The sequence below is a fragment of the Ferrovibrio sp. genome (genome assembly GCF_046297595.1).
In the GTDB taxonomy this organism is placed as follows: domain Bacteria; phylum Pseudomonadota; class Alphaproteobacteria; order Ferrovibrionales; family Ferrovibrionaceae; genus Ferrovibrio.
Genome location: NZ_JBKBHT010000001.1, coordinates 791,058 through 803,809, shown reverse-complemented (window position 1 = coordinate 803,809; position 12,752 = coordinate 791,058). Strand labels below are relative to the sequence as shown.

General features: G+C 63.7%; 13 protein-coding genes. 5 read left to right on the top strand and 8 right to left on the bottom strand.

Annotated elements, in window-relative coordinates; genetic code table 11:
• Positions 1-6: 6 nt before the first annotated feature.
• Both ACK4FJ_RS04025 and ACK4FJ_RS04020 read left to right on the top strand, forming a co-directional pair.
• Positions 7-885 (top strand): 2-dehydro-3-deoxygalactonokinase, encoded by an 879-nt coding sequence (locus ACK4FJ_RS04025; RefSeq protein ID WP_409764386.1) that lies wholly within the window; start codon positions 7-9, stop codon positions 883-885.
• Between the two features lie 37 nt (positions 886-922).
• Positions 923-1,594, top strand: a complete 672-nt coding sequence (locus ACK4FJ_RS04020) for a 2-dehydro-3-deoxy-6-phosphogalactonate aldolase (protein WP_409764383.1) — start codon at positions 923-925, stop codon at positions 1,592-1,594.
• Here the strand turns inward: ACK4FJ_RS04020 and ACK4FJ_RS04015 are convergent.
• Positions 1,540-2,637 (bottom strand): patatin-like phospholipase family protein, encoded by a 1,098-nt coding sequence (locus ACK4FJ_RS04015; protein ID WP_409764381.1) that lies wholly within the window; start codon positions 2,635-2,637, stop codon positions 1,540-1,542. The two genes, ACK4FJ_RS04020 and ACK4FJ_RS04015, sit on opposite strands and share 55 nt — an antisense overlap.
• Before the next feature lie 14 nt (positions 2,638-2,651).
• On the opposite strand from ACK4FJ_RS04015, the gene ACK4FJ_RS04010 reads away from it, so the two are divergent.
• Entirely contained in the window at positions 2,652-3,551 is a 900-nt protein-coding gene (locus ACK4FJ_RS04010) for a methyltransferase domain-containing protein (protein ID WP_409764379.1), read from the top strand.
• On the opposite strand, the gene ACK4FJ_RS04005 is transcribed toward ACK4FJ_RS04010, so the two are convergent.
• Positions 3,552-4,160 carry a TetR/AcrR family transcriptional regulator gene (locus ACK4FJ_RS04005; protein ID WP_409764376.1) on the bottom strand — a complete coding sequence of 203 codons (609 nt, stop codon included), beginning with the start codon at positions 4,158-4,160 and terminating at the stop codon, positions 3,552-3,554.
• Positions 4,161-4,273: 113 nt separating this feature from the next.
• On the opposite strand from ACK4FJ_RS04005, the gene ACK4FJ_RS04000 reads away from it, so the two are divergent.
• Entirely contained in the window at positions 4,274-4,708 is a 435-nt protein-coding gene (locus ACK4FJ_RS04000) for a VOC family protein (protein ID WP_409764373.1), read from the top strand.
• On the opposite strand, the gene ACK4FJ_RS03995 is transcribed toward ACK4FJ_RS04000, so the two are convergent.
• The 5 genes from ACK4FJ_RS03995 to ACK4FJ_RS03975 all read right to left on the bottom strand — a co-directional run bounded on the left by ACK4FJ_RS03995 (position 4,705) and on the right by ACK4FJ_RS03975 (position 10,842).
• The gene (locus tag ACK4FJ_RS03995) at positions 4,705-5,166 is read right to left on the bottom strand and encodes a (deoxy)nucleoside triphosphate pyrophosphohydrolase (RefSeq protein ID WP_409764370.1); all 462 of its coding nucleotides are present in this window, start codon (positions 5,164-5,166) and stop codon (positions 4,705-4,707) included. The two genes, ACK4FJ_RS04000 and ACK4FJ_RS03995, sit on opposite strands and share 4 nt — an antisense overlap.
• Entirely contained in the window at positions 5,147-6,382 is a 1,236-nt protein-coding gene (gene argJ, locus ACK4FJ_RS03990; protein WP_409764367.1) for a bifunctional glutamate N-acetyltransferase/amino-acid acetyltransferase ArgJ, read from the bottom strand. The genes ACK4FJ_RS03995 and argJ overlap by 20 nt, the downstream gene beginning before the upstream one ends.
• Positions 6,383-6,404: 22 nt before the next feature.
• Entirely contained in the window at positions 6,405-7,277 is an 873-nt protein-coding gene (locus ACK4FJ_RS03985) for a peptidylprolyl isomerase (RefSeq protein ID WP_409764365.1), read from the bottom strand.
• A 90-nt stretch (positions 7,278-7,367) separates the two neighbouring features.
• Positions 7,368-9,842, bottom strand: a complete 2,475-nt coding sequence (locus ACK4FJ_RS03980; RefSeq protein WP_409764362.1) for a patatin-like protein — start codon at positions 9,840-9,842, stop codon at positions 7,368-7,370.
• A 70-nt stretch (positions 9,843-9,912) separates the two neighbouring features.
• Positions 9,913-10,842 (bottom strand): alpha/beta hydrolase, encoded by a 930-nt coding sequence (locus ACK4FJ_RS03975; RefSeq protein ID WP_409764359.1) that lies wholly within the window; start codon positions 10,840-10,842, stop codon positions 9,913-9,915.
• 130 nt (positions 10,843-10,972) lie between these two features.
• On the opposite strand from ACK4FJ_RS03975, the gene ribA reads away from it, so the two are divergent.
• Complete coding sequence (ribA, locus tag ACK4FJ_RS03970; protein WP_409764356.1) at positions 10,973-12,085, top strand: GTP cyclohydrolase II; 1,113 nt, start codon at positions 10,973-10,975, stop codon at positions 12,083-12,085.
• Here the strand turns inward: ribA and ACK4FJ_RS03965 are convergent.
• On the bottom strand, positions 12,082-12,750 hold the full coding sequence (locus tag ACK4FJ_RS03965; protein WP_409764353.1) for a DUF1826 domain-containing protein: 669 nt from the start codon (positions 12,748-12,750) through the stop codon (positions 12,082-12,084). The two genes, ribA and ACK4FJ_RS03965, sit on opposite strands and share 4 nt — an antisense overlap.
• Between the last annotated feature and the right edge of the window lie 2 nt (positions 12,751-12,752).

Sequence of the window (12,752 nt, the reverse complement as noted above, 5' to 3'; positions counted from 1 at the left end):
CAATCAATGATCGGCATTGATTGGGGCAGCAGTAATTTCCGTGCCTATCGTATCGCGGCCGATGGGGCAGTGCTGGAACGCCGCGAAGCTGATTCCGGTATCGCCGGTCTGCAACGCACCGATTACCCGGCCGTCTTGCAACAGCGGATCGGCGACTGGCTGGCGGTGGATTCCGGCCCGGTGTTGTTGTCTGGCATGGTGGGCAGCCGGCAGGGCTGGCGCGAGGCGGCTTATGTGGCCTGCCCGGCGGGCTTGGCCGATCTGGCCGCAGCGCTCTGTACGGTTGAAATCGGCAAGGAGCGGGTTGGTCATATCGTTCCCGGCCTGTCCTGCCGAGACGCCGACGGGGTACCCGATGTGATGCGGGGCGAAGAGATTCAGCTTTTTGGTCTCGACCTGCCGGTGAGTACAGTGATGGCCATCTTGCCTGGCACCCACTCCAAGCATGTGCGCATGCTGGATGGCCGCGTGGCCGGTTTTTCCACGATGATGACCGGAGAGATCTATGCGCTGCTGTCGAACCACGGGCTGATCGCGGCCATGTTGCCGCAGGAGCCGAGTGATTTTGACGAAGCGGGGTTTCATGCCGGCGTACTTGCCTCGGGGCAGCCGGGCGGGCTGCTGCACCACCTGTTCGGGGTGCGCAGCCGGCGCCTGTTCGGGGAACTGACCATCACGGCGGCACCCGATTTTCTTTCCGGACTGCTCGTCGGGCATGAGTTGCGCGGCACCGAATGGCGCGGCGAATTGCAAATCATCGCTGGCCAGAATCTGGCGAAACGCTATCTTAAAGCCTGCGGCTGGCTCGGAATACCGGCCGCCATCGCTCCGGAAGATGCCGCGGCTCGCGGCCTGTACCGTCTGAGCCGCCTTCTGCCGGGATAAAACCACAGTGCTGGAATAAACAGCCTGGGAGGGCGCCATGAAAAGCTTTTCGGCCTGGCTGCAGGAATGCCCGCTGATCGCCATATTGCGTGGCATCCGCCCCGATGAAGCTGTCGAGATCGGGGGTGCTTTGTTCGAGGCAGGTTTCCGGATCATCGAAGTGCCGCTCAATTCGCCAGATCCGATGGATAGTATCGCGGCGCTTTCCAAGCATTTCGGTGACCGCGCCCTGATCGGCGCCGGCACCGTGATCGATCCCGGCTGCATCAAGCGGGTGGCAATGTCGGGCGGGCATCTGATCGTGGCGCCCAATGCCAATCCCGAGGTGGTACACAAGGCGAAGGTGCTCGACATGGCCGCGGTGCCCGGCGTGTTCACGCCCACCGAGGCATTCGCGATGATCGCGGAAGGCGCCGACGCCCTGAAACTGTTTCCCGCCGAGGCAGCCAGCCCCGTGGTGCTGAAAAGCCTGCGCGCCGTGCTGCCGCCGCGCCTGCCGGTGCTGCCGGTCGGGGGTATCCATCCGGAGGATTTCGCCAGCTGGCAGGCCGCCGGCGCCGCCGGTTTCGGCCTGGGTTCCGCATTGTATAAACCGGGTTTCAGCGCCCGCAAAGTGGCCAAGCGGGCGAAACGGGTGATGGCGGCGCTGGGCGTTCAGAGGAATTTGGCGACAATGTCGGTTGAAGAGGCCCGTCCGACGCTGTCGTAATGCTGGCGCAGGAACCGTGTGGCCTGCCTGCGGCCCAGTTCGAACAGGCCCTGCAGGAAATCCCAGTCGACATTGTATTTGCTGGCGGCACCCAGCTTGGCCAGTTGTGTCTCGGCGTCGATGGTATGGATGAACATACGCTTCAGCCGGCCGCCATCATCGAAGCCGGCTTCGATCATGCGGGTCACGAAGGCGATGGCCCGCATTTCGCGCACCAGGCTGGAATTGAAACTTAAGGTGTTGACGCGGTCGAGGATCGCCTGCGGCGATTTCGGCAGGGACGGGATGTTCATGGGGTTGATCTGTACGATCAGCACATCGCGGCTGTCGCAATTGTAGATCAGCGGGTAGATCGGCGGGTTGCCCATGAAGCCGCCATCCCAGTAATGCCGGCCGCCGATCTTCACCGCCTGGAACAGATGCGGCAGGCAGGCCGAGGCGAGCAGGGCGTCGATCGACACTTCGGTATTGTCGAAGACCTTGATCTTGCCGCTCAGCACATCGGTGGCGCAGACGAACAGCTTCACCGCGGTGCATTCGTGCAGGGCTTCGCAATCCAGGCTTTGTTGTAAAATCTTGCGCAGCGGATTGTGATCCTTCGGCCCGGTCTGGTAGGGCGAGGCGATCCGGCTGCTCAGTTCCATCAGGTGATAGCTGGGTGAATAATCAATGCCGCCCAGTTTGAACCAGTGATCCAGCAGACTGGGGCGGAACGGGGAAAAACGGGCCGCATCGGCGACGCGGCGCCAGAAATCATGCAATGCTTGGCGGGCTTCGTTTATGCCGCCCTTGGCCAGGCCGTTTGCCAGGACGGCCGCATTCATCGCACCTGCCGATGTACCGGAGATGCCCTCAATCGTGAAGCAGTCCTCTTCCAGCAGGCGATCCAGCACACCCCAGGTGAAAGCGCCATGGGTGCCGCCACCCTGCAGGGCAAGGTTGATCGGCTTGCGTTTGCGGTTGTTCCGCGCCGGCTTGGCCGGCGTGTCTCTGGTCTTGCGGGATTTTGGCGGGGACGGCATTGGCGTGATGGTTTCGCCCATGTCAGAATGAAGCCATGAGCGACACTATGCAGATTTTCGACCGCGCCGTGAAGCGGCGTCACCGTCAGCGTGCGGCCTCACAGGCCGCAGAATATGATTTCCTGCGTGCGGCCGTGGCCGACCGGCTGCTCGACCGGCTGGAGGACATCCGCCGTACATTCCCCCTGGCCCTCGTGCAGGGCTGCGATACGGTCTGGCTGCAGGGGCGGCTGCAGGGCAGGGGCGGGATCGAAACCCTGGTATCGCTTGATGCCATGTCCGCCGACGCGCCGTTGCATGTGGTGGGGGATGAGGAATTCCTGCCTTTCGCCGGGCAGCGTTTCGACCTCGTCATCGCACTGTTGAACCTTCACTGGGTCAACGATTTGCCAGGGGCGCTGATCCAGATCCAGCGTGCGCTGAAGCCCGACGGCCTGTTCCTGGGGGCGATGCTGGGCGGTGCCACCCTGAGCGAGCTGCGACAAGCCTGGTTGGCTGCTGAATCCGAGCTGGAAGGTGGTGCAAGTCCGCGAGTGTCGCCCATGGCGGAAACGCTGGATGGCGCGGCCCTTCTGCAGCGTGCCGGTTTTGCTCTGCCAGTGGCCGACAGCGAAGTGATTCATGTCACTTATGCGGATGCTTTCCGCCTGATGCGCGATCTGCGCGGCATGGGAGAAACCAATGCGACACTGGGGCGCCGCAAAACATTCACGCGCCGTGCCACGCTGTTGCGCATGGCGGAAATCTATCAGCAGCGTTTTCCTGCCGAGGATGGTCGTATTGCCGCCGGGTTCGAGGTGATCACGCTTACCGGCTGGTCGCCCCATGACAGCCAGCAGAAGCCGTTGCGCCCCGGCATGGCGGCCAACCGGCTGGCGGCGGCATTGGATACCGTGGAATATCCCCTCGGCGGCCGACCCGGGCCGAAAGACTGATCAGCGTGCCGGTTCGAACAGCAGGGTGAGGATGCGGTTCAGCGCCGCATCGGCGGCCTTGCGTGCGGCCGCTTCATCCTCGGCTTCGGCAAGCCACAACACCGCTTCGTTCATCGCGCCGGTCAGCAGGAAGGTCAGTGCCTCGGCGGATATCTGCCGGTCCCGGGGTAATTCGGCCAGAGCGGCTTCAATCCCCTGGCGCAGCGAACCGCGGCCATAGCGCCCGTCAATCTCGCGCCAGCGCTGCCAGCCGATCACCGATGGCGCATCCACGAGGAATATCTGCCGCGCATCCGGTTGCAGGCAGGCATCCAGGAAGGCGGCGCTGCCCTTGATCAGGGCATCCAGCGGTGAGGCGGCTTTGGCGGCGGCAACCTCGATGGCAGCCAGCACCTCGGCCGCGATGCTTTCCACCAAAGCCTCGAACAGGGCCCGCTTATCCGCGAAGTGGTAATACAGCGCGCCCCGTGTGACGCCGGCCTCGCGCACCACGTCTTCCGTGCCGGTCCCGGCATAGCCTGTAGCAGCAAACAGTCTTCGCGCCGTGGCCAGCAGGGCGGCCCGGGTCGCGGCGTGTTTTTCAGCCTTGGTTTGCTTCTTCTCTTGCATACATACAGCCTGTATGTTTATATCAAGCCAGTTCCTCGCTGTCCAGACCGGTCAGCGGCGAATCGAGGAGGTCCCGATTTTCAGCCGGGATCATGCAGGAAAGGAGCCCCATCATGAAACCGACCAGCTATTACCCGGTGATCTGTACCGCCAAGGTGGCGGAAACTGCAGCCTTCTATCGGCCCCATTTCGGCTTTGCGCCAGCCTTCGAAAATGACTGGTACGTGCATCTGACCAGCCAGGCCGATCCGCGCGTGAACCTCGCCATCCTCGATCACGGGCATACCACCATCCCCGCCGGTTTCCGCAAGCCGGTGCAGGGTCTGCTGATCAATTTCGAAGTGGACGACGTGGATGGTGAATACGAGAAAGCGAAGGCTGCAGGCCTGGATATCCGTCTGGAATTGCGGGACGAGGATTTCGGCCAACGCCATTTCATCCTGTCCGATCCCAATGGGGTGCTGATCGACGTGATCAAACCGATCCCGCCTTCGGCCGAGTATGCCGCGCAATATGACGCGGCGACGCTGGAGAAGATCGGCGGCTAGACCAGCAGGTCGCGCAGCATGGCCACCAGGGGGATGTCGGCCGGGGGCATGGGCAATTCGCCCATCTTCACCGGTCGCACCCATTTCATCGCCTGGCCTTCGCGCGGCTGCGGCTGGCCCACCCAGCGCCGACAGACATAGAGCGGCATCAGCAGGTGGAAATCCTCGTAGGCATGGCTGGCGAAGGCGAATGGCGCGAGGCAGGCCGCAGAAATATCGAGATGCAGTTCTTCGTGCAGCTCGCGGATCAGAGCGGCTTCCGGCGTTTCGTTGGCTTCGACCTTGCCGCCAGGGAATTCCCACATGCCGGCCAGCTTCTTGCCCTCTGGCCGCTGGGTCAGCAGCACGCGGCCATCGGTGTCGACCAAGGCCACCGCCACCACCAGCACCACCGGCTTGGGCGCCAGCAGGGCGGCAGAATCGCCGGGGCAGAGCGCGTCAGCTTCGGTAGTCGGCATTGATGTCGATATAGCCGTGCGTCAGGTCGCAGGTCCACACCCGCGCTTTGCCCTTGCCGACACCAACATCGACGGCGATGCGCACGTCGCTGCTCTTGAAATGCTTGGTGGCATAGGCGTCGTCGTGATCCGGCCGCACCATACCGTTTTTCGTCACCGGCTTGTCGCCGATCTTGACTATCAGCTTGTCGCGGTCGGCCGGTTCGGCCGATTTGCCGACAGCCATCACGATGCGGCCCCAGTTGGCATCGGCACCGGCAATCGCGGTTTTCACCAGCGGCGAATTGGCAATCGCGCGCGCGATGATGCGCGCGGATGCATCAGTCTTCGCACCGGTGACATCTACGGTGACCAGCTTCTGCGCGCCTTCGCCGTCACGCGCCACCAGTTGCGCCAATTCGGCCATCACATCAACCAGGGCGCGGCGAAAATCGGCCAGCCGCTTGTCGCTGGCCTTGGCCACCGGGGCATTGCCGGCCACGCCCGTGGCGAACAGCAGCACGGTGTCCGAAGTGGACGTATCGCCATCCACCGTCAGGCAGTTGAAGCTCTGGTTGTTGGCTTCCATCAATAGAGCCTGCAGTGTGGTCGCCGGCAACTTCGCGTCGGTGGCAATGAAGGCCAGCATCGTCGCCATATCGGGGGCGATCATGCCCGAACCCTTACAGAAACCATTGACCGTCACGGTCTTGCCGTCGATCTTGCAGCTTGCCGTGGCCAGCTTGGGGAAGGTGTCGGTAGTCATGATCGCCTTGGCGGCATTGGCCCAGGCGTCGGCCGACAGGGCCTTCTTCATCTTCGGCAATTGCGCCACGATCTTTTCGGCCGGCAGGATCTGGCCGATCACGCCGGTTGAGGCGAGATAGACTTCGCCGGCCTTGCACCCCACGGCCTTCGCTGCGCCATCGGCAGTGGCTTTCACTGCCTTGGCGCCGGCCTTGCCGGTAAACACGTTGGCAATGCCGGCATTCACCACCAGGGCACGGGCGGCACCCTTGGGCAGAATCTTGCGGCACCATTCCACCGGCGCGCCGGGCATGGAGGAACGCGTGAACACACCAGCCACAGTGGTGCCGGCGGCGAACTCGATCAGCAGCAGATCATCGCGACCCTTGTAGCGCATGCCGGAATGATCGGTGGCCAGACGCACGCCGGCAACCGGCGGCAGGGCGGGAAGCTTCTTCGGCGCGAGCGGGGAAACCGGATGCGCGGCCATGATCGTTTCTCCAGCGGTAGTGTTACTTCTTGGGGGCCGGTGCGATGGCGGGCAGTTTGCCAGCCGGCGGCTGCCAGTCATATTTTTCGATCTTGGCGTCCTTGCGCAGATCGGCAACGGTCTTTTCCACCACCTCGTTGCCCATGATCTCGTAGACCTGGCTGCGTACATCCTCGAATTTTGGCGCCTCGGCCTTGCGACGGGCCTCCACCTTGATGACATGCCAGCCGAACTGGGTCTGCACCGGCACCTCGGTTACCTGGCCGGGCTGCAGCTTGAAGGCGGCCTCGGCGAATTCCGGCACCATCTTGTCCTTGGTGAAGAATCCCAGGTCGCCGCCGGTCGCGGCCGTCGGGCCGGTCGAACGCTTCTTGGAAACCTCGGCAAAGTCGGCGCCTTTCTTCACCTCATCCAGGGCAAGCTTCGCGTCGGCTTCGGTGGCGGCCAGAATATGGCGCGCATGCACTTCTTCCTGCGGCGGCTGTGCCTTGATCAGCTCTTCGTAACGCGCCTTCAGCTTGGCCTCGGTCAGCTCAGTCTTCAGCTTGCGGTCCAGATAGGCCTGCTGTAGCACCTGCTCGCGCGCGGTCTGCAGTTGCGCCTTCACGGCCGGGTCATCGGCCAGCTTGGCCTTCTCGGCGGCCATGCCCAGCAGTTTGCGGGCAGCCAGTTCGTTGATCAGGCCGGGCAGCAGCTGCTCGATCGGGATCTGATTCATCGGGGCGGGAAGCTGGCTGTAGAAATCCAGCACGGCGGAGCGCGTGATCGGCTGGCCGTTCACCCGGGCGACAACCGGATCGTCACCGGCAGTCTTGGCCGGCTGGGCCTGGACAAGGGGGCTGCCGACAGTGACGAGGGCGACGGCAAGCAGGGAAGCGCGGAAGGAACGGATCACGGAAGGCTCGCTGAAAACGTGGCTTGGGCCGCCGAGCATACGCTTTTTGCTGTACCGGACAAGGCGCCGGACTGTCGATAAACGCCCGGATTATGCGCTTTCAGCGGCGATTACGGCCAGTTCCTGGCGCAGGTCGGCGATCAGGTTGCGGCTGACGGCCAGATTGGCGGCCTCGCGATCCAGCACCAGGCCAAAGGCCTTCAGCTTAAGCGCCTTGCGGTCGATCAGGCCTTCCCGATCATGGCCCAGTGCGGAATCGCAGACAATATCGATCAGGCGGTCGATGGCATGCAGGCGGCCCCAGAGATAGTCGTTCTCGCGATGCGCCCGGCTGAAAAAGCCGCCGAAGCGGCCGAGGTTGACGCCCTTCAGGGTGTTGCCGCGCCGGATTGCCACGGCGTCTTCCGGGCTGATGCGGTCGATCTTGATCTCGTTGAATTCGCCCAGATCGCGCCAGTTGGTGATGGTGAAGGTCAGCACGTCCCAGAACGGAAACCCGATATAGCTGACCAGCAGGTCGCGCCGCGCCGCCGGGCTCCAGTCCTCTGGCGAGACCTGCGCGAACAATGCATCCAGTCCGTCGGTGGTGCGGTCCAGGTCGATGTCGCGGCCAAGCGCATCGATCATGGCGTCGATTGTGGCCAGATTCGCGTTGGCAAAGGTGGTCGCATCCTGCTCGAGATGTTCGGCCCGCTTCAGGTCGATACGCCGGAAGAACAGAGTCTTGATCGCCTCTTTGGTTTCGGCGGTGATGCCGTTGCCGCTATCGAAGCGCCGCAGGGTTTCCTGCGCCTCATACAGTACGCGCTTCATCTCATCCAGTTGCTCGGCCCGCAGGCCGCGATGTTCGGTATCGCCCAGCTTGCCGTAAAGCTGGTTCAGGCGCTGGACCAGGAAGCGCACGCGACGTTGACGGAATGACACGTCGAAGCGTAGCAGGAAGCGGACCCAGGCCGGCAGGGCATGGGGTGGTGTCCCCGGCGGTGCCCGCTCAAAATGCGCCGCGGTATGGCAGACCTGACGGTCCTGTGCCCAGTGCAGCAGGGCACGGCGGGTCCATTGCGCCTCGGCCGACCGCTCGCCATAACCGCAGGCATTGCAGACCAGCTTGCCGACGAAATCCAGCACGGCGCCCAGTTTCAGCCGGACGTAGCCTTCATAGGCAAAGCCCGCCTCGCGCACGGCGCGTTCGCTGGCCTGCAGGCGCCAGAGCCGGATTTCGCTTTCGCTTAAGGCGGAATCCAGGTTCTGCGGCGCGCTTTCGGCCACCAGTTGCGCGATCTGTGGCTGGGTGGCGTCGATCACGCCGCGCAGGTGTCGTACGCGCTCGTTGAAACGGCTGACCCAGATCAGTTCATCGGCAATCGGCTCGTTGCGCGGAATATCGCTGAGCGAACCTTTCAGCACGCGGAAAAAGCCAGGCACCCGGCCGGTCGGCGGCGGTGGCGGGCGCATCGGCTGCGGATCGATATAGACCAGGCGCCGGTCCACCTCGCGATAGGCCGGGCGGCCGCGGATTGCTTTCATGGCGGCGGCAAAAGGCTTGTTGGCCAGTACGCCGCCATCGACGAAAGAGGTAAGTTCCGGATCGAGGCCGGCCTTCAGATAATCGCCAAAATTACGCTGCACGAAGGCGGCCTTTGTACTCCAGTCGCGGCCCTGCTCCGCCAGCAGGCGGTCGACATCGCCCAATTGCGCCGGCGGGAAGGCGCCGGGGAAAGCCGAGGTGGCACGGCCGGCAAAGGCCAGGCCGGGGGCTTCCGGACGGGCGAAGTCGGAATGCTCCTCGCCGCTCGACCAGCGTCGGTAGGCGAAACGCAGCACGTGGCGGTGTTCGCGGTCGCGCACGAAGGGCGGATCGTGGATCGGGATATGCTGCTGAAAGCCGTAGAAGTCGGTCAGCGTCACGAACAGGTCGAGCGCCAGGTTGGTTGGCATCAACGAGGAACCGGCATGATCGGGATCGCCCATCGCCTCCAGACCTGCCAACAGCTGGCGCAGCAGATGCTGGCCGTCGAAAGGCGGCTGGAACCAGCGCGAGCGGGTAAACAGCGACAGCTTGTCGAGGATTTCTGTATCCCCGAGCATGAGGCGGCCGAAACGCGATCGCGAAGCCAGCCACAGCACCGGCCGCATATAAGCCTTGCTCCACGGGTTCGCCCGTTTTTCGGGATCGAGCAGGCGCGAGACATCAGCCTCGTTAAGCCAGAGATTGCGGAAATGGTCGATACGCAGGTCATGCGCCAGCGCGCGACCCAGGATGATGCCGTTGATTCCGCCAGCCGAGGCGCCGGCGATCACATCCACAACGACGCGCAGGTCGACATGCTTGCCCAGTTCCTGCAGCAACTCGAAATAGGCATGTTCGCTGTCATACTCGGTATCGCCTGGGCGGATGTTGTCGGCGAAACGTGCCGCGGCGCGTGCTTCGCCTTTGGGCAGAACGTGATAAGCGCGCGAAGCCCTCACAAGCTTGAGGATTTCCTTCACCACGCCATGCATGTAGATGGCGAGCGAGACGCCGCCGAAGCAGACCAGGGCGAGGCGTAGTTCCTTTTCCTGCACGTGGATGTTTCCCCCGGTGGCCGTCAGATCGAATCGGCCCGCTCAAGTGTGCCTTGGGCAGGCGTGCGGCTCAAGCGGCAGTTGTATGCAGCAGGGACTCGGCCGTGGCATCCAGGCAGGCATCGCCCTCAGGCATCAGGCCGGCGAAATTCGGCCAAGCATGGGGCAGGCCATGCCAGACGCGCAAATCCACCGCAACACCGCCTGAACGGGCAAGGTCGGCCAGCCGCAGGGTGTCGTCGCGCAAAAGCTCGCTGTCGCTGACATGAAGGATCAACGGCGGAAGCCCGGCGAGGTCGCCGTGGAGCGGCGAGACCAGCGGATCGGTCCTGGGTGTCTTGTTGGCATAGAGTTCGGCGGCGAAATGAATCTGGGCCGGCATGAACCAGGCACAGCGTTCGAGATTTTCCTGCATCGCCTTGCCGCTGCCGGCCAGATCGGTCCAGGGCGAAAACAGCGCAGCCGCCGCCGGCAGGGGCAGGCCATGCTGTTTGCAGGCCAGCATCAGTGAAAGCGCCAACCCGCCGCCAGCGGAATCGCCGGCCAGCCAGATGCGATCCGGTCGGTAACCTTCCGCCAGCAGCCAGCGCCAGGCGCGCAGGGCATCCTCCAGTGCGGCCGGGAACGGGTGTTCGGGCGCCAGACGGTAATCGAGGCTGAAGACGGCAATCCCCAGCCGCTTGGCCAGCCGTGCGGTGATGGCGCGGTGGGTACGTGGCGCGCCGCAGATAAAGCCACCGCCATGGAGATAGAGCAGGGCACGCCCGCGCCGTGGCTGTTCGGGTCGCAGCCATTCGCCTCGCAGCCAGTCGCCGTCCTGCATACGCTTGACGCGCTCGGCCTTCACGCCGGCGGGCAGGCGGGCGCGGGTAAAGGCGGACATCAGGCCGCGCAGCAGGGGGATATCCGCGCGGTTGACCTTGCGCGGCTTGATTAATTGCCGCAGCCCGCGGGCGATCAGCCGGGCCTGCAGGCTGGGCGTATCGTGCAGATGGGGCATCCGGTGGCCCCTGACGGTGCGTCGGCGCAGCATGCGGCGACCTTAGCCAGCCGTGAGGTTTGTCACAACCTTGCGTAAAGCAGCGCGGCGTCTTGCCGGGGCCGGCCGGGCGTCGTAAACCGGACCGGTCATGACAGAGCTTTCCCATGCCGCTGCCGCCATTGCGGTCGACCGTGCCGGACACGAAATGCGCCGTGGCCGGCCCGTGTTGCTGGCCATGGGCCCGGCGGACCATGTGCTGGTGCTGGCCGCGGAAACCCTGACCGAAGCGATGCTGGCCGAGGTAGTGCACCTGTCATCCGACGGCGCGCTGGCACTGACGGCATCGCGGGCTGCCGTGCTGCATATCGGGCCCACCGGCGACGATACGATTTTACTGCCGCTGGCCGATTTGCCGGCCCCGGATGCCGAGAAGGCGACGCTGATCCGAGACCTGGCCGATGCCAGCCGGGATCTCGCGGCGCCGCTGCGCGGGCCGTTCACGCGTATCAAGGCGGCCGCGCCTGATAGTGCACGGCTGGCGGTGAAACTGGCCAAGACAGCCTATCTCTTGCCGGCCGCCCTGCATTTGCCGTTGGCGAAGGATGCCGCCGTACCGGCAGGTCTTCTGACGGTCCCCGCCGCCGCCGTCGCGGCCTATGACCTGGCAGAGGCGGAAACCCTGGTGCCAGTCAGTCAGGCGCGCCTGCCGGTAGCCGATGCCGAGAATGCCCAGCTTTATGCCTTTCGCCCTGCCGATGGTCGGCAGGAGCATTTCGCCCTGGTGATCGGCGATCCCGATCCGACCAAACCGGTGCTGGTGCGGCTGCATTCCGAATGTTTCACTGGCGACCTGCTGGGTTCGCTGCGCTGCGATTGCGGCGAGCAGCTGCGTGGCGCCATCCGCACCATTAACGAGGCGGGCGGCGGCGTGCTGCTCTACCTGGCGCAGGAAGGTCGCGGCATCGGTTTGGTCAACAAACTGCGCGCTTACCAGTTGCAGGACCAGGGTTTCGATACCGTGGACGCCAACCAGCGGATCGGCTTCGATGCCGACGAACGCTGGTTCCTGCCAGCCGCCCGGATGCTGCAGCGGCTGGGGTTCGGCACTGTGCGGCTGCTCACCAACAATCCTGAGAAGGTGAAGGGGCTGGAGTCCTGCGGCATCGTCGTGGCCGAGCGAGTCCCCCATAAATTCCCCTCCAACGCCCATAACGAGGCCTATCTGGCCGCCAAGCGCAAACGCTCCGGCCATTATCTTTAGGTTGGTTCAGCCGGCGGCAGATGTGGCCCCGGCTGATCGATCCGCAAAAGCAGCCTGCGTCCGGCACAGCGTAGGATCGGCGCTGAGCGATGAACGATGCCGTTGCCATCATTGCCGGGATAGCGCTCTCCCTTCAGGATGCCGATCAAGCCGGTTGGCATATGGTGGATGCGAGCTGGATCGCGCAGGACGGCCTTGTTATCCCCGAGGCCAAGTGCGGCACGAACGACATTCGCGTTATCCAGCCATTCGGTGCCCGGGCCAGCGTAGCTGCACAACAGGCGCAGGCCCACGTTATCGACGTGAAAATAGCGGCATGCATCAGTGCGAATGACCGAGAGGTCGACGTGAAGCCGGTAATCTCCGGTCAAGCGGGCGAATATCTGCACGGCGCGAATGACATCGTTGGCGAGTGGTTTCAGTCGAGTTTCGCAACCCCAGCCAGTTCCGGCCAGCGCCATTGGGATTGTGACATCAGATTTTTCAGGGTCGATATAGAGGCAGAGATCGTTGTCATGTTTCGCGGCGATGTCTGTGCATAATCGAGCCAGTGCCGCTTCTTGTTGTCTGTGCCAGATTGCGAGATTGATGCCGGAGCGCCCGATTTCATTCAGCACGTCATAATTAATTCCAGTCAGGGCATGTTTCTGCAGCACCGCTGTCATGA

Bases quoted from the DNA above. Each gene is read 5' to 3' on its own strand.
- ACK4FJ_RS04025 (WP_409764386.1), top strand. From the start codon at position 7: ATGATCGGCATTGATTGGGGCAGCAGTAATTTCCGTGCCTATCGTATC.
- ACK4FJ_RS04020 (WP_409764383.1), top strand. From the start codon at position 923: ATGAAAAGCTTTTCGGCCTGGCTGCAGGAATGCCCGCTGATCGCCATA.
- ACK4FJ_RS04015 (WP_409764381.1), bottom strand. From the start codon at position 2,637: ATGGGCGAAACCATCACGCCAATGCCGTCCCCGCCAAAATCCCGCAAG.
- ACK4FJ_RS04010 (WP_409764379.1), top strand. From the start codon at position 2,652: ATGAGCGACACTATGCAGATTTTCGACCGCGCCGTGAAGCGGCGTCAC.
- ACK4FJ_RS04005 (WP_409764376.1), bottom strand. From the start codon at position 4,160: ATGCAAGAGAAGAAGCAAACCAAGGCTGAAAAACACGCCGCGACCCGG.
- ACK4FJ_RS04000 (WP_409764373.1), top strand. From the start codon at position 4,274: ATGAAACCGACCAGCTATTACCCGGTGATCTGTACCGCCAAGGTGGCG.
- ACK4FJ_RS03995 (WP_409764370.1), bottom strand. From the start codon at position 5,166: ATGCCGACTACCGAAGCTGACGCGCTCTGCCCCGGCGATTCTGCCGCC.
- argJ (WP_409764367.1), bottom strand. From the start codon at position 6,382: ATGGCCGCGCATCCGGTTTCCCCGCTCGCGCCGAAGAAGCTTCCCGCC.
- ACK4FJ_RS03975 (WP_409764359.1), bottom strand. From the start codon at position 10,842: ATGCCCCATCTGCACGATACGCCCAGCCTGCAGGCCCGGCTGATCGCC.
- ribA (WP_409764356.1), top strand. From the start codon at position 10,973: ATGACAGAGCTTTCCCATGCCGCTGCCGCCATTGCGGTCGACCGTGCC.
- ACK4FJ_RS03965 (WP_409764353.1), bottom strand. From the start codon at position 12,750: ATGACAGCGGTGCTGCAGAAACATGCCCTGACTGGAATTAATTATGAC.